Annotated in this window: 13 protein-coding genes; 6 read left to right on the forward strand and 7 right to left on the reverse strand. The window is 61.4% G+C overall.

The annotated features are described in order from the left end of the window. The first annotated feature begins 2 nt into the window (after positions 1-2). From HJW02_RS07900 to HJW02_RS07915, 4 genes are all read left to right on the forward strand, one after another. Positions 3-1,181, forward strand: a complete 1,179-nt coding sequence (locus HJW02_RS07900) for a prenyltransferase/squalene oxidase repeat-containing protein (RefSeq protein WP_102722686.1) — start codon at positions 3-5, stop codon at positions 1,179-1,181. A gap of 126 nt (positions 1,182-1,307) precedes the next feature. Beyond that, complete coding sequence (locus HJW02_RS07905) at positions 1,308-1,772, forward strand: DoxX family protein (protein WP_022397561.1); 465 nt, start codon at positions 1,308-1,310, stop codon at positions 1,770-1,772. 135 nt (positions 1,773-1,907) lie between these two features. Next, complete coding sequence (gene cysE / locus HJW02_RS07910; RefSeq protein ID WP_022397562.1) at positions 1,908-2,735, forward strand: serine O-acetyltransferase; 828 nt, start codon at positions 1,908-1,910, stop codon at positions 2,733-2,735. 310 nt (positions 2,736-3,045) lie between these two features. Further along, on the forward strand, positions 3,046-8,763 hold the full coding sequence (locus HJW02_RS07915) for an autotransporter domain-containing protein (protein ID WP_208050626.1): 5,718 nt from the start codon (positions 3,046-3,048) through the stop codon (positions 8,761-8,763). An 83-nt stretch (positions 8,764-8,846) separates the two neighbouring features. Here the strand turns inward: HJW02_RS07915 and HJW02_RS07920 are convergent, their stop codons facing one another. The 4 genes from HJW02_RS07920 to HJW02_RS07935 form a co-directional block, all read right to left on the reverse strand. Then, positions 8,847-10,130, reverse strand: coding sequence for a glutamate-5-semialdehyde dehydrogenase (locus HJW02_RS07920; RefSeq protein WP_240454351.1), 1,284 nt, complete (start codon positions 10,128-10,130; stop codon positions 8,847-8,849). A gap of 10 nt (positions 10,131-10,140) precedes the next feature. Next, positions 10,141-10,899 (reverse strand): glutamate 5-kinase, encoded by a 759-nt coding sequence (gene proB / locus HJW02_RS07925; protein WP_022397567.1) that lies wholly within the window; start codon positions 10,897-10,899, stop codon positions 10,141-10,143. A gap of 116 nt (positions 10,900-11,015) precedes the next feature. After that, positions 11,016-11,603 (reverse strand): DJ-1/PfpI family protein, encoded by a 588-nt coding sequence (locus HJW02_RS07930; RefSeq protein ID WP_102722683.1) that lies wholly within the window; start codon positions 11,601-11,603, stop codon positions 11,016-11,018. 168 nt (positions 11,604-11,771) lie between these two features. Continuing rightward, positions 11,772-13,220: a catalase gene (locus tag HJW02_RS07935; RefSeq protein WP_102722682.1), complete on the reverse strand. Its 1,449-nt coding sequence runs from the start codon at positions 13,218-13,220 to the stop codon at positions 11,772-11,774. Positions 13,221-13,516: 296 nt separating this feature from the next. On the opposite strand from HJW02_RS07935, the gene HJW02_RS07940 reads away from it, so the two are divergent. Continuing rightward, positions 13,517-14,245 carry a hypothetical protein gene (locus tag HJW02_RS07940; RefSeq protein WP_156340766.1) on the forward strand — a complete coding sequence of 243 codons (729 nt, stop codon included), beginning with the start codon at positions 13,517-13,519 and terminating at the stop codon, positions 14,243-14,245. Between the two features lie 217 nt (positions 14,246-14,462). After that, complete coding sequence (tkt, locus tag HJW02_RS07945) at positions 14,463-16,466, forward strand: transketolase (protein ID WP_240454352.1); 2,004 nt, start codon at positions 14,463-14,465, stop codon at positions 16,464-16,466. A 302-nt stretch (positions 16,467-16,768) separates the two neighbouring features. Here the strand turns inward: tkt and HJW02_RS07950 are convergent, their stop codons facing one another. The 3 genes from HJW02_RS07950 to HJW02_RS07960 form a co-directional block, all read right to left on the reverse strand. After that, the gene (locus HJW02_RS07950) at positions 16,769-18,346 is read right to left on the reverse strand and encodes a hypothetical protein (protein WP_180971098.1); all 1,578 of its coding nucleotides are present in this window, start codon (positions 18,344-18,346) and stop codon (positions 16,769-16,771) included. A gap of 25 nt (positions 18,347-18,371) precedes the next feature. Beyond that, complete coding sequence (locus HJW02_RS07955; RefSeq protein ID WP_102722678.1) at positions 18,372-21,239, reverse strand: sulfatase-like hydrolase/transferase; 2,868 nt, start codon at positions 21,237-21,239, stop codon at positions 18,372-18,374. Positions 21,240-21,318: 79 nt separating this feature from the next. Next, entirely contained in the window at positions 21,319-22,113 is a 795-nt protein-coding gene (locus HJW02_RS07960) for a PEP-CTERM sorting domain-containing protein (RefSeq protein WP_102722677.1), read from the reverse strand. Positions 22,114-22,176 lie beyond the last annotated feature (63 nt).

Below are 22,176 nucleotides of genomic sequence, written 5' to 3' on the forward strand. Positions count from 1 at the left end.
TTATGTTCAAATCCGCACTTTCATTAACGCTGGCCGCCGCGCTGGGCACAGCCGCCTTCAGCCAGACCACCGTGACGGCCGTTCCCGGAGAAGCGGCCGCCTCCAAATACGCCTCCATCAGCCAGGAAATCCTGCGCGCCATTGAAAAAGGGAACGAATACCTGAAAAGCAAGCAGAACCCGGAAGGCTACTGGGCGCAGCCGTCCTATCCGGCCCTGACGGCCCTAGCGGTCACCGCCTACATGCGCGACCCCGCCAACCAGGGCAAGCCCATCCCGGAATACATCCGGAAGGGGTATGACTTCGTCCTGAAATCCCAGAAGGAGGACGGCTCCATCTTCAACCGCGGCATGTCCTCCTACAACACCGCGGTGTGCATGATGGCCCTGCTGGCCGCCAACAAGGAGGAATATGCCCCCGCCATCCTCAAGGGCCGCGCCTACCTCATCAAGCAGCAGAACCACTTCGCTCCGGACAACCCCTACAACGGCGGCATCGGCTACGGGGACAAAAAGGCCCCTCCCATTGCGGACCTTTCCAACACCTCCCTAGCCCTGGAAGCCATTTACTACTCCCAGAAGCTCGCCAAGGACGGCAAATACGGGGAACAGCCCGACCTGGACTGGAACGCCGCCACGGAATTCATTAACCGCTGCCAGCAGAACCCAGCCGTCAACAAGGAACCCTGGGTCTCCAGTGACAAATCCCAGCTCGGCGGCTTCGTGTACCGCCCGGGCGTCGCCAGCGCCAGGGACAGCAAAAGCGCCGCGTTTGACAAGGCGGAACCGCCCAGGGCCTACGGCAGCATGACGTACGCGGGCATGCAATCCCTCATTTACGCCAATGTGGACAAGAACGACCCCCGCGTCAAGCTGGCCCTCAAATGGCTGGAAAACAGCTACAACCTGGATGAAAACCCCGGCATGGGCGTCCAGGGCCTGTACTACTACTACCAGGCCATGTCCAAGGCTCTCAGCGCCATGGGAATAGACACCCTGACGCTGGAAGACGGCCGCAAGGTGGACTGGCGTGACGAACTGGCCAACAAGCTCATCTCCATCCAGAAGAGCGACGGCTCCTGGGTAAACACCAACAACCGCTGGTGGGAGGCGGACCCCGTCCTGGTGACCTCCTACTGCGTGCTGGCGCTGGAACAGCTTTACCATTCCATTCCCCGGTAACGGACGCGCCATCCTGACTTCAAGGGCCGGAGAGGGAGGAAATGACCTCCTTTTCCGGCCTTTTCCATGCCCGGAAATGAACGTCCCATGGAATAAAAGGGTCTTTTCTTCAACCATTTCAAATTCATGGACACCATTGATTCCATTACCATTATTGCGGCGGCGTGGGGGTTGCTGGTCCTTCGGCTGACGCTGGCCCTGATCCTGTGGCCGCACGGAGCCCAGAAAGTGCTGGGCTGGTTCGGGGGAGCGGGCTGGGACGGCACGTACCAGGCCTTCACGGAAAAAATGGGCATTCCCCCCTTCCTGGCCAAGGTGGCCATGCTGACGGAATTCTTCGCCCCCATCTGCCTGGTGCTGGGCGTCTTCACCAGGATAGCTGCGCTCGCGGTCATCATCATGATGGCCGTCGCCATGACCAAGCACGTTAAAAACGGCTACTTTGCCAACTGGTCCGGGAAAAAAGCCGGGGAAGGCGTGGAATTCCACCTGCTCTATGCCGGCTCCGCCCTGGCGCTGCTGCTGACCGGTCCCGGCCCGTGGTCCGTGGACGCCTGGTGCATGGACATCGTGCACGTCATCTTCGGCTGACGGAGGCAGGTCATGCCCGGCTGGGCATAGGACGTACTTTCCGGTTCTCAAATCCGCCGTACTCTGGTACTTGTGGGGGTGCAGCCTTCCCCTTCGGGAAAGGCGGCTCCTTTTGCCTTTCCACCTTCTTCCGCCATGACCAGCCTGAAACGCTCAAAACTCCGGCAGTGCACCAACTGCGAATGCATCATCAACGGAGTATGGGACTGGGTGGTGGAATGCGCCCGCGAGGCGGCTGAGGAAGAACCCGCCATGCGCGGCATTCTGGACGACGTCTGCCTGTCCCGCAATTCCCTGGCCACCTCCATCTCTGCCCGGCTGGCGCGCAAGCTCTCCCGCCGGGACATGCCGCGGGAACTGATCGAACCCCTCATCCGGGAGGCGCTGGCGGAAAACCAGAACATCCTCAGCCAGATCGCCAACGACCTGATCGCCATCGTGGACCGGGACCCCGCCTGCCGCACGCCGCTGGAACCCCTGCTCTTCTACAAGGGGTTCCACGCCATCACCACGTACCGCATCTCCCACTGGCTGTGGCAGCACGGCCGCACCATCATGGCCCTTCAGTTCCAGAGCCTGGCCAGCGAAGTCTTTGCGGTGGACATCCACCCGGCGGCCACCATCGGCTGCGGCATCCTGCTGGACCACGCCACCAGCTTTGTAGTGGGGGAAACCGCCATCATCCGCGACAATGTCTCCATCCTGCATGAAGTAACGCTGGGCGGCACGGGCAAGGAGGAAGGAGACCGGCACCCCATTGTGGAATCCGGCGTCCTGATCGGCGCGGGGGCCAAAATCCTGGGCAGGGTCACCATCGGTGCCTGCGCCAAAATCGCCGCCTGCTCCGTCGTCCTGGAAAACGTCCCTCCCCATACCACGGTGGCGGGCGTTCCCGCCGTCATCGTCAATGACTCCATTCCAGACAACCCTGCGCTGGACATGAACCAGTGCCTTTGTGACTAATCCTGCAACGGATTAGGAATCCGTCAGTTACTGCTAAAAACACAGCAAATCCCAAGCCCTGCAAAAATCAGGGAAAAAAGCAAGCCCTAAAAAGACCAGACCCGGGGCAATAGTTTCAACCTCAATGTATTAAATTTTATAATACTTTAAACTTCAACATTTTGAGTTGAGGCCGGATTCCTAATTCGCATACTGCTAGAATATGCGTTTAAGATTACCCCTCTCCCTAAGGTCCGTCCTGCTTGCATGCAGCGTCCTGTTCTCTACTGTGGCCTCCGCCTCTGTTTCAGACGGAAACCTTGGCAACGTCATGTACGTAGGGGACTCCATCACCCATGGCGTCAACAGCGGCTCCTGGCGCTGGGCCATGCACAAAATTTTTGCAGACAACGGCATCAGCTATACCGAAAAAGGTATTATGACCGGCAACTACAGCGGCGGAGTGGCCGCGGGAACCTCCTACGGCGGCAGGATTTTCCAGAATCTCCATTCCTCCGCGGCCAGCGCGCGGACCTATGAAATCGCCGGCAGGACGAACAGCAGCAGCTACGGGCGGTTTGACGGCTCCAACATCAAGAACTGGCTGGGCCTGAGCACGGAAAAAACCCAGGGGGGAACCTACACGGGCCAGACCTTTACCGGGGCCGACACGCCGGACACGTTTTTCCTGCTCGCCGGCACCAACGACCTCCTTTCCGACAACAACAACAGTACGCTGCACCTGCGGCTGGACGGGGTCACCTACCTTCTGCTGAGCGACATGGATTCCATCGTCTCCTCCATCCGCACCGCCAACAGCCACGCAAGCATTCTGGTGATGACCATCCCCTGCTGGACGCAGCATTCCAACGGGAACCTGGCTGAAACGCACCAGGCCGTAGCCACCTACAACGAATCCCTGAAAGAATGGGGCGCAGAAAACGCCGCCAACGGCGTCAAAGTCATTGACATCAATGCGGGCATCATTGACGTGGCCTCCTCCACCCCTTTCTACGGGGTGCGCTCCATGTTCCACAATCCCACGGCGGACGGCCTGCACCCGAACGCCCAGGGGGACCTGCTGATGGCGGGCAACCTGGCCAAGGGCATGGGGTACGCGGGCCGGTCCGCCGGGCAGGAAAGGAAAGCCGCCCACGAACTGGGCGTCAACTTCGGCCAGACGCCCTCCATCACCCAGCAGACGCTGACGGCCAAGGGCTTTACCGCCAATAACGTCACCATCTCCAACAACACGATCAACTTCAACAAATCCGGCAGCAGCACCCTCACTTACAACTGGGGATCCTCCCAAGGGCAGGACAAGGGCTACACGGTGGATTTCACCCTGCGCCTGGGCAACGGCGCCACGGGCGGCTGGGACACCACGAACAACTTCTCCCTGAATCTGGGCAACGGAACGCTGAACGTCAATGAAGCGGACATCCAGTGGGGCAGCACCATCCTGTACTCCAGGGACATGTCCGCCAATGCGGATTCCATCCGCGTGGCCTACGTGGCGGGGGACAACGCCCACGGCCTGAACGCGGGCTACTACATCTGGCTGGGGGACGTCCTCATCGGGGAGGCGCAGACGGCGGCGGGGGGCAGCTCCTCCGGCCTTACCTTCAGCTATTCCGGCACGCTGGACGCCATCCTGTCCAACCTGGCTCTGGACGGCTCCCTCTCCTACGCGCCCTCCACCAGCGGCATCACCGGGCCGGAAGCCCTTTATCTGGCAAACGGCGGAGCTTCCTCCGCCCTCAAGCCGGGCATGATCGAATGGACAACGGGCGCAGCCGCCACCGCCGTGGCTACAGCCGGGGCCAATGCCACGTATAATGCCCGCAACGGCACCAACTCCAACATCGCCAGCATCACGGGAACGGGAAGCACCAAATTCATTTACGCCAACAACGGGGCCTATGGCAGCGCGGACAGCCGCCAGGACCTGTGGGTGACGCTGGGGGAAGGCGTCAGCAGCGATAACGGCTGGATAGGAGGCCACACGTTGGGCGACCTGTACGGGGACATCCACCTGCGCCTGGCGGAAGGGGCCATTGGCAAATCCACGGTATTCGGCACTGTTAACGGGGGCACCGTCCACGGGGATATTTACCTGGAATTCTCCTCCTCCACCGGGACCTATGACACCTCCTTCACCAACGGGGAGGCGAACCGCACCTCCGTGGCGGGAGCCTACGCCACCGCCGTGAACGGGGACATCACCATGGTGTTCAATGACGGCGTGTTCTCCCACCGCATTTTCGGCGGCCTTTACACGGGAAACAAAACCATCTCCGGCTCCACCTCCCTTTACATCAACGGCGGAACGTTCATGAACGAAATCTACGCCGGGAACAAAACGGACGGCACCATCTCCCAGGGAACCAGCCTGACCGTCACGGGCACGGACGCCATTCTGGGCAAGGCTGACGGGGACAACTGGACATGGACGCTCCTGTGCGGCGGCAACAAGGCCAGCGGCACCATCAACGGAGGCACCGCCATCACCCTGAAGGACATTGCCGCCACCACCGGAGACGGTTCCGAACACAAATTTGACAAATACGCCGGCACCATCGACGGCAAGGGGGGAGGAACAGTGAACGGGGAGAAGAAGCTCGTCTTCGACCACTACACTACCAGCTTCCTCGGAACGCTCCAGAACTTTGACAAGGTGCAGGTCACCGGAAATTCGGACCTTGCGCTGGACAAGGCCCTGGGCAATACGGTTGCCTCCCTGACCGTGGATGCAGGCTCCGCCCTCCGGTTCAACCAGGCCCAGGGAGCCACGCTGGACATCACCAACAACGGCACGATTCGCACCTCGCACAACCTGACCCTCAAATCCGCAGACACCGGAACCGGAACCTATTGGGTGGAAGGAGGAACGCTGGACCTGGCCGGGCAGGCCGTCTCCGGAAAAATATCCATCTCTGCGGGGGCGCTCGCCAATACGGCGGGACTGGGAGCCGGGAGCGTCTCCGTCTCCGGCATCACCGGGAACGTCAACCTGGGCGGACTGGACGGAAGCAAGCTGAACTCCATCAACATGGGCAGCGGCACAGGAACCATTTCCGGCCTGACGGGCCATGCGGACCTGTCCGGCTCCGACACGCAATTGAGGCTTTCCGCCGCCAACATGGGCGCGGACGGCACGGGAATCATCCAGTTCAATGACGCGGCTAATTCCACTCTGACCCTGGGGAACCTGACCCTGACGCTGACGGCGGATGCCGTGGCGCTGCTCGCCGCTCCGGGGGACTACGCCTTCCACGTCACCAACGCCGCCCTGCACGCGGATACCAACCACATCACGCTGAGCGAATACAACGGCATGGCGTGGGACATTACCCGGACGGAAGGCGGCCAGGTAATCATCTCCTTCGGCCAGCTGGACGCCATGGTCATTGACAAGGGAGCTTCCAAAAACGTCACCTCCGCCAGCACCCTGGGGGCAACCCCCAGCGTCACCAACAACGGAACGCTGAACATCGACCTGTCCGCGGCCACTGCGCCGGAAGACAAAACAACCACCATCCGCTATCTGGCCGGCACGGAAGCCGGTGCCGTCGTGAACACGGGAACGGACAGCGACGTGATCATCACGCTGCTGAATGAAACCTCCGCAGATCCGGACAAACCAGGCAACACCGCTTATGCGGGCTCCATTGAAGGAGCGGCGCAGCTCGTCAAGGACGGTGAACAGAGGCTGACCATTGACGGCAGCGTGACCGCCTCCGCTCTGGACGTGCAGCAGGGAGAGCTCGTGCTCCAGAACACGAAGGAAAGTTCCATCATCTCCGGCGCCCTGAACGTGGAACAGGATGCCGCGCTGACGCTGAACTCCGCCTCCCTGGCCGCCGGGGATCTGGCGGGCTCCGGCTCCATCACCCTGAACGGGGGCGCCCTGCTCACCATCGCCAGAGACACGCTTTCAGACCTGACGCTCCACGCAAGCGTCACCGGCTCCGGCACCATGAAACTGGACAATTGCAACCTGATTCTGGGCACGGACAGCAATCTGGGCGAAGACGTGCTGCTCCATCTGGGGGGCGGCAGCCTGCGCCTGCAGGACGGCTCCACGATCGCGCTGGAAGGGCTCCACCAGGAGCAGGAAAACGGCGCGCTCCACCTGGGGGCAAACGGACGTCTGGAACTGGCCTCCAACGACGGGAAAACCTACTCCTTCAAGGGGGATATCACCGGCACGGGAGCCATCACCCACCGGGGCGAAGGCACGCAGATCATCCTTTCCTCCGGGAATGGCGGCGTGGACGTCAGCCATACCCGGGCGGGCGGCCACCTCGTCCTGGGAGACAAGGACCTGGCCGCGGACGGCTCCATGACCTACAGGGACATTTCCATCGGCAGCAACACCCGGGACGCCTCCGGCCTGGACGCCACGGCGGACCTCTCCCTGATGAACAATACCACGGCCAACACGCTCTCCATCGCCTCCAACGGCAAACTGTACCTGGGCGGCAATCCCAACCAGCGGGCGGTCCAGCTCGTGCTGACCGGCAGCAACGGCGGCGTGGCGGCCGATCTGAACTCCGGCGCTTCCCTGGACCTCACCGTCAATACGGAAACGCTGGCCCGCAGCGCGGACAACGCCTGGGCCGCCGTGAAGGCGGAAAACGGCTCCATCCGCATCAACGGGGCGGACCCATCCATCAACGTCAACATTTACGGCCTGGGTACCGCGGGAGACTGGGCCATCCTGCCGGAATTCACCATCAACGCCTTCTATGCGGAAAACGGCCTGGCCACGGCAAACGGGGAAACCTGGACGGCGGACATGGTGAACCTGACTTATGCCGGCTTCGCCAACCTCGTCTATGACATCAGCAAGATACTCTCCGACGACGGCAAGCTGTTCCAGGTCCACTTCACCAAACTGGGAGACAGCCCGCTGAAGGACTTCGCCTCCACGGAAAACCAGAGAGCCGCGGTGGACAGCCTGTGGGCCGTCACCTCCTCCCCCGGAAGCATCACCCCGGCCATGATGGAATTCCTCAATGCCGTGGGCACCGCCCAGGCCATGGGGGACACGGGCGCCCTTCAATCCGCCCTCTCCTCCTATGCGGGCAGCGGCGTCACCGCCCTGCACTCCGCCCAGAAGGGAGCCCTCCGGGACCAGGTGCTCCACCTGCGCAACCGCCTCTCCCAGATGGGAGCCTCCCCGCAGTACATCAACGATGACCTGCCCTGCTTCAACGCCTGGATTGAAGGGGAAGGCGGCTACCGCAAACTGGATGACCGGATGGACGAATCAGGCTACAAGCTCAACACCTGGGGCGGCACCTTCGGATTTGACGTAACGTGCAGCGACAGCTTCGTATGGGGAGCGGCCTTCTCCGCCAGCTATGGCGACCTGGACGCCTACATGGCGAACGGAGACCTGGACTCCTACTACGGCAATCTGTTCTTCCGCATCCAGTCGGGCCGCTGGGCGCACAACGTCATCCTCACCTACGGATGGAACGACGCTTCCCTGGACCGCACCGCAGGCATCCCTGGAGCCGGCATGTACGCCATGCACGGCAGCACCAGCGGCAGCAGCTATGGCGCCTTTTATGAAGGCACGTATGACCTGTACCTGGATGAAAATAAAACCTCCGCGTTCCAGCCCCTGGTGAACGCCTCCGTGTACAAGAGCCGGATGGACGGCTTCACGGAATCAGGGGGCCTGGGCATGAGCGTGGACGACATGGATTCCACCTACGGCACCGTGGGACTGGGGGCGAGGCTCCGCGGAGAGCTCTCCAGCAACCTGACGGGCCGCGCGTCCATGGGTGAACTGCGGGTGCAGGTTGTCCAGCTCCTGGGCGACCGGAAAACCACGGCAGCGCTGTCGCCCGCCGGCGTGCCCGGCGCAGGATTCCGCGTGAACGGAGCCAGGGAAGGAGCCACCGGCGTGCAGGCAGGCGCGGGCATCACCATTCCGGTGGGTTACACCAGCTCCATTTTTGCGGATGTCAATGCGGACTTCCGCAGCCGCGCCACCAGTTTCAACGGAAGCATCGGCTACAGGCTGACTTTCTAACGGGACTTCTTCAGGGGTGTGTACAAGCGGGGAGCATCGCGGCCATGCTGCGGTGCTCCCTTTCTGATTGCGGACGTGCCTGTTCAGGCGCGGTCTTCCCCCGGAATCCGGGAAGGGTCCTTCATCTGCCCGCTGCCTTCAATGACGTACTTGTAGGAGGTCAGCTCGCGCAGAGCCATTGGCCCGCGGGCATGAAACTTGTCCGTCCCGATGCCTATCTCCGCGCCGAAGCCGAATTCCTCCCCGTCGCTGAACCGCGTGGAGCAATTATGGTAGACGCACGCGCTGTCCACCCGGCTCATGAAATAATCGCGGGCCTTTCCATCCTCCGTGATGATGGAATCACTGTGATGGGAACCGTAGCGGTTGATATGCTCCACGGCATCCCGGACGCCGTCCACCACCTTCACGGAGAGAATCAGGTCTTCATACTCCGTAGACCAATCCCTTTCCTCCGCAGGAACGGCCTCCGGACCGAAAAACGGCCTGCTCCGCTCACACACGCGGCATTCCACGGCACGCCGGCGCATGCGCTCCGCCGCCATCGGCAGGAACCGTTCCGCCGCGGCGGCGTCCACCAGCAGGGTTTCCGCCGCATTGCAAACGCCCGGGCGCTGTGTCTTGGCGTCGTCCAGCACGTTCACGGCCATCTTCAAATCCGCTGCGGCGTCCACATACACGTGGCAAACGCCGTCCAGATGCTTCAGCACGGGAACCCTGGCGTACTCCGTCACGGCGCGGATCAGCCCCTTTCCACCCCTGGGAATGACCACGTTCAGGAAAGAATCCAGCTCGCACAACTGCCGCACCTCATCCCGGCTGCCGGAATCAAGAAGCTGCACGGCGTCCGCGGGGACGGCGGACTCCTTCAGCGCGGCGCGCAGAACCTCCGCCAGAACCCGGTTGGTTCGCAGGGACTCGCTCCCGCCGCGCAGAATGACGGCATTCCCGGACTTCAGGCACAGGGCGGCGGCATCGCAGGTAACGGTGCCGCGGCTCTCATAAATAAAACCGATGACCCCCAGGGGAACGCGCACCTGGCGGATATGCAGGCCGTTGGGGCGCGTCCACTCCCGGATGCATTCGCCCACGGGATCAGGGAGGGCCGCCACCTGCTCCATGCCGCGGGCCATGTGCTCCACGCGCTCCGGCGTCAGGAGAAGCCTGTCCAGAAACGCGGCATTGCGGCCGCCCTTCCGGGCCTCTTCCATATCAAGGCCGTTCTCCCGGACAATCTTTTCCGCGGCGCTCCGAACGCCTGCGGCCATCAGGCGCAGGGCCTGCGCCTTCTCTTCCGGTCCCAGGGCAAGCATCTCCCGTGAAGCCGCCAGCGCGGCCCGTCCCACCGGTTCAAGAGGATTCTCCATCTTCATAACTTCATCCCTTCGGTACAAAATACGTTCCGGCTCCTTCCGCCTTCCCCTCCAGCAGCAGCGCGATGCGTTCCGGATGGCGGCCGTGCAGCATGTAAACGCCCGTCCCCGCATTCACGGCCTCCCGGATGGCCTGGAGCTTGGCGCTCATGCCGCCCATGGAAAAGCGGCCCCGGTCCTCCTCCGCGAACGCCAGCACGGCATCCACGTCCTCCACCCGGGGAATGATGGCTTCCCGGCTGCCTCCGGGGGGATACAGGCCGTCCACGCTCGTCAGGATGAACAGCGCGTCAGCCTCCACCAGGCGCGCCATGTGCACGGAAAGAATGTCGTTATCCCCGAACTTCAGCTCTTCCACGGATACGGTATCGTTCTCATTCACGATCGGGATGATGCCTCCGTACTCAAACAGGCGCAGCACCGTAGCCTGCACGTTGTGGCGGCGGCGCTTCAAATCCTCTGCCGTCAGCAGGAGCTGGGCCACATCCACGTCAAAATGGTTGAAAAGATTCTCATACGTCTGCATCAGCCGCGTCTGCCCCACGGCCGCGCAGGCCTGCTTCAGGGACAACTCCTGCGGATAGGACGGCAGCCCCAGGACGGACACGCCGGACCCTACAGCCCCGGAGCTCACCAGCACCACCTGGTGGCCCTGCTGCATCAGGTCCGCCAGCGCGCTGACCAGATGCACGATGGAAGAACCATCCAGCGTCCCGTTCTCACGGGTCAGAACGCCCGTTCCTACTTTAACTACGATTTTCATGTACTTCTGCCCTCTATGATATAACAGGCTCTTTCCTCACAGAAAGCAGAAAACGCGTTCTTCCCGCAATGCCGCGGTTCCGCTGGCCGCGCAGGGATTCCAGCCATGAAAAAACCTCATTTCCGCGCGAACACGTCCCTGGTGCAGTCATCATTCCACACGTATTCGAGCTGCTCCGCTATTCCCTCCGCCCGTGACCTGCCAAACCGGTCGCTCACAAACCCGAGGGCCATGTCCATTCCGGCGGAAACGCCGGAAGAAGTATAAAACTTCCCGTCCGCCACCCACCGGGCACGTTCCTCCCAGCCGACTGCGCCGCGGACGGACTTCACCCATGCAAAAGACTTCTTGTTGGAAGTCGCCCTTCTGCCGTCCAGCGCGCCGCAGGCGGCCAGCAGCGCGGCCCCCGTGCAGACGGACAGGCAATACTCCGCATCGTCCGCCATGCCCCGGAGAAAATGCAGGAAAGGCGGAAAAACCGCCAGGCGGCGGGTCCCCTTTCCTCCCGGAACCACTAAAATTCCGCCGCCGTCCGCCTCCGTGGCCGGTTCAGTGACAATTACCGTCTTTTGAGCACTTGCGACGGTTCCGCCATATTCGGAAAAATAACGCAGCCGGTATTCCTCTACTTTGCCCAGCACTTCCACCGGGCCGAATGCATCCAGCGTCTCAAAATCATCAAAAAGCAACACATTCACATCCACCAGGCCACATTACTCCATCCGTCCTCCCTCCGCACCTGATATTTCACGATTCCGTGTCCTGCCTGCCGGAATTCACGGCCATCAATCCCCTGGCTGCGTCAAACGGGTAAAAAACGGGCGGAAGCCTCCCCTTCCGGAGAAACTTCCGCCCGGAACACCCAAATTTGATTATCCCTTGAACATGCCGAGGGCCTTGGCCACTCCTTCCCCGTATTCGGGGTCGCACTGCATGCAGTGGTCGATGTGGCGCTGCTTGATAAAGTCCGGCGCGTCGCCCATGGCGCGGGCGGTATTGCCGTACAGGGCCTCCCTCTGCTCCGGATTCATCAGCCGGAACAGGGCGCGGGGCTGGGAATAATAATCGTCGTCATCCTCGCGGAAATCCCAGTGCCAGGCCGCGCCGTCCAGCTCCAGCGGCGGTTCCCGGAACTCCGGCTGTTCCTGCCACTCCCCGTAACTGTTCGGCTCATAGCCCAGCGTGCTTCCCGCATTGTCGTCCACACGCATCATGCCGTCCCGGTGGTAACTGTGGAACGGGCAGCGGGGGGCGTTCACCGGAATCTGGTTATGGTTCACCCCCAGCCTGTACCGCTGGGCGTCCCCGTAGGAGAACAGGCGCCCCTGGAGCATCTTGTCCGGGGAAAAGCCGATGCCGGGAACGACGTTGGCCGGGTTGAACGCCGCCTGCTCAATCTGGGCGAAATAGTTGTCCGGGTTCCGGTTGAGTTCCAGCACGCCCACCTCCATGAGGGGGTAATCCCCGTGCGGCCATACCTTGGTCAGGTCAAACGGATTGAAGGGGCATGCCTTGGCCTGCTCCTGGGTCATCACCTGGATGTACATCGTCCAGCGCGGGAAATCCTTCCGCTCAATGCTCTCATACAAATCCCGCTGGTGGCTCTCCCGGTCCTTCGCGATAATCGCTTCCGCCTCCGCGTCCGTCAGGTTCTTGATGCCCTGCTGGGTTTTCAGGAGGAACTTCACCCATACCCGCTCATTGTCCGCGTTCAGCATGCTGAACGCATGGCTGCCGAACCCGTGCATGTGGCGGTAGGAGGAAGGAATGCCGCGGTCGCTCATCACGACGGTGACCTGGTGGAAAGCCTCCGGCAGGGAAGTCCAGAAATCCCAGTTGTTCCGCGCGCTTCTCATGTTGGTGCGCGGGTCGCGCTTGATGGCGTGGTTCAGGTCCGGGAACTTGAGCGGATCCCTCAGGAAGAAAACCGGGGTATTATTGCCCACCAGGTCCCAGTTGCCTTCCTCCGTGTAAAACTTGATGGCAAAGCCGCGGATGTCGCGCTCCGCGTCCGCCGCTCCCCGTTCCCCGGCCACGGTGGAAAACCGCACCAGCAGGTCGGTCTTCTTGCCAATTCCGGAAAACATGGCAGCCTTCGTATAACGGGTGATGTCCCCCGTCACGGTAAACGTGCCGAAGGCGCCGGAGCCCTTGGCATGCATGCGCCGTTCCGGGATCACTTCCCGGTCGAAATGGGCCAGCTTTTCCAGGAACCAGACGTCCTGGAGCAGCATGGGGCCGCGGGGGCCGGCCGTGAGCACATTTTCGTTATCCGGAACGGGCGCTCCGACGGAGGTCGTTAAATTCTTTTGGTCACTCATGGTGTCTTTTAGTTAGAATTATTATAAACTAATTTTTTCAAGGGTGTCAACAAAGTTTCTTTCAAATCCCGGAAAGGCAAACAACTTGCATGCGGCCTTCCTTCGCGGGACGGGAAAACGGAGCAGGGAACACCGCCCCGCCTTGGAAAACGGCGCATGGCGTACCCCATGAAGCCAAGCCTTCCCGGCGGCTGCCGCCAGGCAACGGGGCCAAGGCCATTGCGCCATTTTCCGCTTGACCCTGAATGGAGAATCCGGGAGAGTGCCTTTCTCGATGAAGAATCGGGGCTTTCCTCATGAACCGTTTTCTTGCAACAATCTATTGCAACCTATCTCTTTCTCCGCAAACGAGAAAGAAGCGCCGCGTCCGCCTGGGTTTGAAGACGGGAGGGGAAGGTTATGTAAACCCGGTAGGAAACCGCATTTTTCTCATTCTTCCTTCCGGCGAAAAACAGCTTGTCGAGCCGTACCAGATACCGGGGTCCGTCCGGCTGAACATTGAGGGAGAGCACAACACGCTCATCTTCCATGCTCCGCTCTCCTTAAACAATATCTCCATCCACATCTGGAAACATGTCCGCGGCGCGAAAATCGAATTCGGCTCCTCGTCGTCCGGGCACAGCCACTGGAACAATGTCAGCATTCTGGCAGCTGCATCCGGAAGCGCCCTGTCCATCGGCCATTCGACGAGCATCGAAGGATTAGCGGTCATGCTTGTGGGCGGCAAATGCCACATTGGCAACGATTGCATGCTGTCTTCCGGAATCACCATCTGGGCAAACGACTCCCATCGCCTGATGGACGCCGACACGGGGGGAACTGCTCAACGACCAGCCGCAGGGCGTCCTCATCGGCGACCACTGCTGGATCGGGCAGGGGGCAACCTTCACCAAAAATGCCATCATCCCGGCAAATACGGTTGTCGGCCTGCAATCGGTCGTCACCAAATCCTTCCGGGAGGAATTCACCGCTCTGGCGGGAAACCCGGCCAAGGTCATCAAAAACGGGGTCAAATGGAGCCGTGAAAGAGAAATGGGCTAAGGACGCCCAACACGTTCCTCCGCAGCTTCATGGCCTGAACCGCCTGCGCATGCCGGGCCATGTGCCGCAGGGGGCGCCGCGGCATGCGGACCGGAGATGCCCGGCGCTTCCATCTTCAATGCTTTTCCCCCGCTCCGCCCTGTTGCCGGAGACGCATTTTAGGCTTCCAATATGGGGCTGATCTGCTCATATTGCCCGGGCATGAATCTTGACCTTCTCCAAAAAGCCGCCAACCAGGCGCGGGGACTTGCCATGGATGCCGTTCACGACTGCGCATCCGGCCACTTGGGCCTGCCGCTGGGGTGCGCCGAAATCGGGGCCGTCCTGTTCGGCGATCTGCTCAACATCTGCCCCGCGCAGCCCCGCTGGCTCAACCGTGACCGCTTCATTCTCTCCGCCGGCCACGGCTCCATGTTCCTTTACGGCTGGCTGCACCTGTCGGGATTCAACATCGGCATTGAAGACCTCAAGGGCTTCCGCCACAAGGGCTCCATCACGCCCGGCCACCCGGAATTCCGGGATACGGAAGGCGTGGAATGCACCACGGGGCCGCTAGGACAGGGCATTGCGAACGCCGTAGGCTTCGCTCTCTCCGCCAGGCGCGCCGCTGCTCGGTTCAACAAGCCCGGCATGGACATCTTCACCCAGCACATCTTCTGCCTCACGGGGGACGGCTGCCTCCAGGAAGGCGTGGCCCGCGAATCCCTCGCCCTGGCCGCCGTCCTGAAGCTGGACAACCTCATTCTCATTTACGATTCCAACGACATCACGCTGGACGCCCCCGCGGAACGCACCCAGCTTGCCGACCCGCGCGCCGTGTATGAAGCCCTGGGCTGGGACGTGCGCCAGATCGACGGGCACGACCTCAAGGCCATCGCGGAAGCGGTGGAAGCCGCCAAAAACGCCAGGAACGGCAAGCCCCAGCTCATCATCGCCAAAACGATAATCGGCAAAGGCATCCCCGGCATTGAAGGCACCACGAAGGGCCACGGGGAAGGCGGAGCCAAGCTCCAGGAAGAAGCCCACGCCAACTGGGGCATTCCTGCCGGGGAACGCTATTACGTCTCCGAAGACGTCCGCAGCGCCTTCACGGACCTCAAGGCCAGACGGGAAGAAGCTTTCAACGCCTGGAACGCCACCTACGAACAATGGCGCCGGGCTTATCCGGAACTGGCCGCGGAACTGGACTCCGGCATCTGCGCCTGCGCCAGGGGCGTCAATCCCGCGGACTCGGACAAGGCCATCCCCGCCTTCCCGCAGGACTACAGCGACGCCACGCGTTCCGCCGGAGCCGTCGCCATCAACGCCATCGCCAAGGCGGACCCCTGGTTCCTGACCACCAGCGCGGACCTGTACAGCTCCAATAAAAACTACCTTTCCGGCGCGGGGGACTTCTCCGCGGAAACCCCGGAAGGGCGCAACTTCTGGTTCGGCATCCGTGAACATGCCATGGCCGCCATCTGCAACGGCATCGCCTATGACGGCCTGTTCCGCGTGAGCGCCGCCACGTTCTGCGTCTTTGTGGACTACATGCGCGCCGCCATCCGCGTGGCCGCCCTCAGCGGCCTGCCCGTCACCTACATCCTGACGCACGATTCCGTGGCCGTGGGCGAAGACGGCCCCACCCACCAGCCGGTGGAAACCGTCTCCGGCCTCCGCGTCATCCCGAACCTGGACGTCATCCGCCCGGCGGACCCAGAAGAAACCGCAGGAGCCTGGATGGCCGCCATGCAGCGCGCCGACGGCCCCACCGCCCTCATCCTGACCCGCCAGAAGGTAGCGACCCTGAACAATATTCCCGTGGAAACGCGCCGGGAAGGCGTGCTGAAAGGCGGCTACGTAGCCCGGAAGGAACAGGGAACCTTGAAGGCCATTATCCTTGCCAGCGGTTCCGAACTGGAACTGGCCCTGAAGGCGGCGGAAAAAACCGGAGAAGGAATCCGCGTGGTTTCCATGCCCAGCTTCTTCCGCTTTGACAAGCAATCTGCCGAATACCGGGAAAGCGTGCTTCCCCCCTCCTGCGCGAAGAGGGTTTCCGTGGAAGCCGGCGTCACGGACCTCTGGTGGAAATACCTGGGCTGCCAGGGCGAAGCCGTGGGCATCAACCGCTTCGGCTTCTCCGCACCCGGAGCGCAAGTTCTGGACGAGCTCGGCATGAACGTGGACAACGTCGTTGCCGCCGTCCAAAAGGTGCTCTCCAAATAATCTGCGGCGTTTAACCGCCATTCCTTTTCAGGGGCTGTCCCGCATCCGGCGGAACAGCCCTTTTTCATGACCCGCCAGAACATCCCCCGGAAAAGGGTTGATGAAACCCCACCCAACACCCCCTCTGTCCGCAAGCTCCGTCTTTCTCCGTATGAATATGAACTGGCCAACCCATTAAACCCGGCTATTTCCACATGCCGCGGGGATTGTGCCTCCGGCATCCCGGAAAGGAAGGCCGGCATCATTCATCCTCTGGATCCACTCACCAGGCGGTTCAGGATAAAAAATGGACAGCCTTCACCTTATTCCCGCGACACCTTCAGCCTCAGGAACCGCCGCGTCGGCGCGTTGCCGTCAATCACTATGGAATCAAGGTATTCGGCACGGTCTCCGGATGGCTCGACCGTCGCTTCCTCCCTCCAGGTAACCAGGTCTTCCGTGCTTTCCACGCTGAACGTCACGTCCGTGGCCGCCGTATTCACCGGCCATTCCAGCACCAGGCGGCATTCCCCGTTTTCCTCCCTGACCGCCAGCCTCGTGACGCTTCCGCAGGGCTTGTTCGGGTCCAGCCCCGCGGCATACTTCATCAGGTTGGTGATGCCGTCGCCCGCGGGACAGGCGTCCGGGACAGTCTGGTCCTCCGGCGTTCCGTCGGCAAAATGGTCCTTCTTCCATTGGTCATACGGGGAAGGCGTACGCGTCCAAGCGAGCACCAGGGCGCTTTTTCCCGCCGTATTCTCCTGTTTCAGGGAAAAAGAACCCTCACTCTTCCAGGCTTCCGCACTGGCGGCGTCATAGGAAACGGAGGGAAGAGCCGCCATGGAAAGAGTGGTCCCTTCCACCAGCTTCCAGCTCTGTTCCTGTTCCTTCCCGGCCATGACAGGGAGAGCCACGCGGATTTCCGCCGTGCTATCCAGAGACACTGGCCCCTCCGCGCTCCACTTGGCCTCCTGGCTAGGGTTCCGGGGGAGAGAGAAGGACAGGCATGCCCCTGCGGCCACGTCCAGCCGCGTCATTCCGCGCACGCCGGCGTTCGTGCCGAGCCGCACCGTTCCGCCTTCCACGCTCACCGGAAAATGGCACAAGGAAATGCCGCCTAAGCCCAGCGTTCCTTCCCCCGTCTTTCTCAAGCTGGAGGTGGAGGAATACCCGGCGAAGGAATAAAGAGGGTCTTCCATGCTGACCAGGCAATCCGGGTCCGCATGCATCACCAGGCGCACATGGCCCATGACCGTGATGGAATTGGGCACGCCGCCCGTGGAGGCTCCCGCGGAACGCCCCCGGAAATTGCCGCTGAAGGAAACGGGGCGGGTGGAATCCGTGGACCGGAGGTTGAGCACGGTGGGAGCCTCCGCGCTGCCGCCGGAAACGTAAACGGCGCCCCCCAGGTTTCCGGCGCTGTTTCCGGTAAAGGAACAGCCGCCTTCCACGTTCACGGTGCGCTCCTCCTCCCCGTCATTGGCATCCAGGCACAGGGCGCCCCCGTTGTGGGCCGCCGCGTTGCCGGAAAAGGAGGAACCCGCCGCTACCTGCACGTTCCCGCGGCTGTAGAGCGCGCCGCCGCTGCCGCCCTCCGCCCTGTTGCCGGTAAAGGAAACGGCGGCCTGCTGGACTACGGAACCTGCGTAAACCGCTCCGCCCTGGGAGAAGCCGCGCACCGTGTTATTTTCATAGGAGGCGGAGCCGGAAAAAGTGACCTGCCCGTAATCCAATATGCCGCCGCCGTTGCCCGTCTTGTCCGCATTGCTGGAGCCGCCGCCGGCATTGACCAGCACATCCGCCAGCAGAAGGGCCCCGGAGAGGAAGGCGGCGGACCCAAGGCCAATCCTGAGAAGACGCAGACGACCGGGAAGAACGGAAAAACAACGTGTTTTCTTCATGAGTCTTGTCCAGTTGGTGAAAAGTTTATTGCCGGATGGGAACGAAGGAGGAAGCATCATCCGGGTCCGTTTCACCGGGATCGATGACGCCGTTGCCGTTGGCGTCCTCCACAAGGTCGGGAACGCCGTCGCCGTCGGAATCCACGTCCGGGAAATCAGGCATGCGGATGTAGGCCGTCCCCACCGCCTGGCCGTTCCTGGTGAGGACGGGATATTGCGCATCCGCCTGACGGAGTTCCCGGATCAGGGAGCGCGCCATGCGCATCAGGCGTTCCTGCTGCGCCGGGTCCTGGGCCAGGTCATTGCTCTCTCCGATGTCGTCTTTCAGATTGAAAAGCTGCCACGGGAAGCGGCCCGCGGTCCTGTAGCCGTTGCCGGAATACAAATCCGTATGGGCGTACTGGTCCATGTAATTGTAAATGACCTTCCAGTCTCCTTTCCGGCAGGTGGAATAGAAATTGGCGTAGGAATGGTGGTGCGGGAAATGCTGGAATATCTTCTGGGTGCGGTGGAAGGAAGAATCCCCCCGGAAATAGGGACTGATGTCCTCCCCGTCCACCTGATGGCCCACCGGAACCTTCAGCTTCAGCATATTCAGAATGGTGGGATAAATGTCCCAAATCGCCACGATGTCATGGTTCACGGAATTCTGCGGAATGGGATATTCCTGCTGGATGGGGCTGGAGGAATCGACCTCCGCCCAGCCCACGATCATCGGGATGCGCGTTCCCCCTTCGTAACGGCTGCCTTTGCGCCCTCTCAGAGGAGCTACGGCGCTGATTTTCTCAAGCCATGGAATATCTCCGCTATAGCTCTGCTGGATGGGAGCGTCTCCGCCGTTGTCGGACATGAAAATGACCAGCGTCCTGTTGGCCACGCCCAGTTCCTTGAGGTAATCCATCAGATCCCCCAGGGATTTGTCCATGCCGCCGATCAGGGTGCCGAAATTGCGGAGATTGCCGCCGATGGAAACTCCCGGTTCAAAGGACGTGCCCGAGGGATAAGTATCGTAGTCCCCGTTGGGGTCCGGCTGGTCGTGCCGCTGGTGGACGGCGTAATGGGTCATGTACGCGAAGAAAGGCGCATTCTCATCCACGGCGGCCTTGATCTGCTTCTTCATCTCCAGCGTCAGGGCATTTGTCAGGAAATTCCTCTTCCTGTCTTCCGCCGCAGTGGTTCCGTAATATTCCTCCAGGTCAGGAACATGGGTGTTCCCGGAGCCGAACTGATCCTCTCCCCGGTAGGAGGCGGGCTGTCCGGCGGAGCAGCCGGCTATGTTGACGTCAAATCCCAGGTTGGCTGGATTGGAATAAAGCTGGTTGGACGGGGCGAAGTGGGCCTTTCCCACCGTGATGGTCCGGTAGCCGGCATCCTTCAGCACGCGGGGGAGAGGAATTTCCTGCTGGCTCATCCCTGCCATGTTCCACTGGGGAGCACGGATGTGGGGAAGACCGCCGCTGTATTCATTCAGCGTGGGGGCATTCACGGCCGTCCAGTTGGTGACCCGGTGACGGGCGGAGGTCTTGCCCGTCATCAGGGACGTGCGGCCCGGAGAACACAAAGGGCACGAATAGGCATTCGTGAACTTCATCCCCTGCGCCGCCAGCCTTTCCATGGAGGGCGTTTTATAAAAGGCGTTCAGCTCCGTAACGACGGGCTGGCCGTCCTTGTAATAAAATGGCACGGACGTATCCTGCCAGCCCATGTCGTCCACCAGAAACACCAGGACGTTGGGCGTGTTCTCCGCCAGCACGGAAATAATCAGGGACTTGCTCTTCTCCGTGCCGTCCGCCGCGGTCAGCGTCAGCGTGTACTGGGTCGTCTCCGCGGGAGACACCTGAACGCTGCCGGCCCCCGCCGTGCTGGTGATGGGAATCTCCGCGCCATTGGCGGTCAGGGCAAGGCTTTCCGCTTTCACCGTGCTCCATGTCAGAGTGGCCTTCTCATCACTGCCGGGAGCAACCCTCTTTTTGTCGGATTCAAAGAGAAGGATTTCCGGTTCCTGCTTCCTGACGGTCACCGTCACTTCTTCCTTGGAAACGGTTCCGTCCTCACAGGCGGCGCTGAGAATGTAGGTCGTGGTGGCGTCAGGCTTTACCGTGACGGAACCCGTGCCGTCTTCCGTAGTGGCCGGAATATCCCGGCCGTCCCTGGTGCTCAGCGTGACTGCTCCGCACTTCCAGGTTTTCCAGCTCAGGACGGCTCCGGAGGTTGAATCTTCCATGATCTCTGAAGGAGTCGCCGTAAAAGTCACGATGCCGGGAGAAGGAGCCGTCAGGCGGACCGCATTGATGGCGGAACGCGTCTGGGAGGCCCCGTTGCCCGTAATGGTAATCGTTCCTCCAGTGACCGGCACATACTTCAGCGTCAGCCTGTTGACTCCTTCCTGAAACGCGCCGGAAAACGTGCCGCGGTCCTGGATGGTGCCGGTGAGGCCGTTAACCGTATAAAGCATGTCCCGGTCCGAGTCATTGCAATCCCCGTAAATTTCCACATGGCAGTATTCCGCCATGGAATCGGGAAGCCGGGAAATCACGACGTTTTCCGTTCCCCGGATACCGGCCCAGGAATCCATGAGCAAATAATCACGGTTCCTGCCCGACGCAAAAATGCCGTTGCTGGCGCAATAACCCGGATTGATGGCGCAGGAGGCTTCCGTGGACACTCCCGCCGCAGTTTTCAAGGTGGAAACGGTCGTGGCGGCATTCGCCGCGGGCTTGATGAAATTCCATGTTTTTCCTTCCTCCGCCAGGGTTCCGGGCTCCGCCTGCCGGAACGCCGCCTCCGTGGCCGCAGTTCCGTTCAGCACTCCTATCCCTATTTCTTCCGCATGCGCCAGGGAGCAGGCGGCCAGCACAGCCGGAACCCATCCGCACCAATTCAGCTTTCTCATGGTGATTTCCTCTTCCGTAAACAGGAAGGCGCCGACTGTTCCTTTCGCGAACGGCCGGCGCCTGCATGAAGAACAAACGTTACGCGCGCCTGCGGCGCATCAGCAGAACGCCCAGGCCCAGCAGTCCGAGGCTGGCCGTGGCCGGTTCAGGAACGGAGGTCAGCGCCAGGGCATTGATGTTGCCGGTACCTCCCTGGGACTGGATATCAAGCCGGGTGCCATCCGCCGCCACGTCAAACGTGTAAGTAATCAGCATCCAGTCTCCGGTATGCGTGTTGCCCGTGACGGTGGCGCCGTTCAGCGTAGCGCCGGACCCGGTGGAGTAATCGTCCAGGCTGGCGGAAATGTTGGAGATTCCGGCGCCGTCAAGGCTGAAGGAAGAAGTGTTGCCCGCACCATAGTTGTTTCCGCGTCCCACCAGCATGGTCAGCGTGTAGGTGCCGGCGGACAGGTTGTTCAGGGACATCGTGAAATTGCCGTTCGCGGAGCCTATCGGATTGATCGCGCCCCCCATCGGATTGCCGATAGTCATATCCTGGCCGAAAACATCGTAAAACTTGTTGTCCTGGCCCAGGGCGGACCCTTTGGCAGCGGCATCGGTCATGGCGCCGGGACCTCCGCAGCAGAGTCCTCCCGTCGTCAGGGTGATTCCGGTGCTTCCTCCCCCCGTAGTGACCAAGGTTCCGGAAGTATAGGAATTACTCTGTCCCGTGGAAATCTTGTTCACTTTCTGTCCGGGTTCTCCCAGATACGTGCCGTCCACAACGGCGGTGCCATTGCCTGAATTGATCCCGAACGAGATCAGAACGGTGGAGGCTTCGGCCGCCACCGCCGCCGCAACCATAGTTGCCAGAATGAATAATGTTTTCTTCATGGTGTCAATGGGATATGTGATTGGAAATGATGAAACACCGCTTCCATTTCTTGACAAATAACG

Origin of the sequence: Akkermansia sp. GGCC_0220, assembly GCF_017566105.1 — a bacterium.
In the GTDB taxonomy this organism is placed as follows: Bacteria; Verrucomicrobiota; Verrucomicrobiia; order Verrucomicrobiales; family Akkermansiaceae; genus Akkermansia; species Akkermansia massiliensis.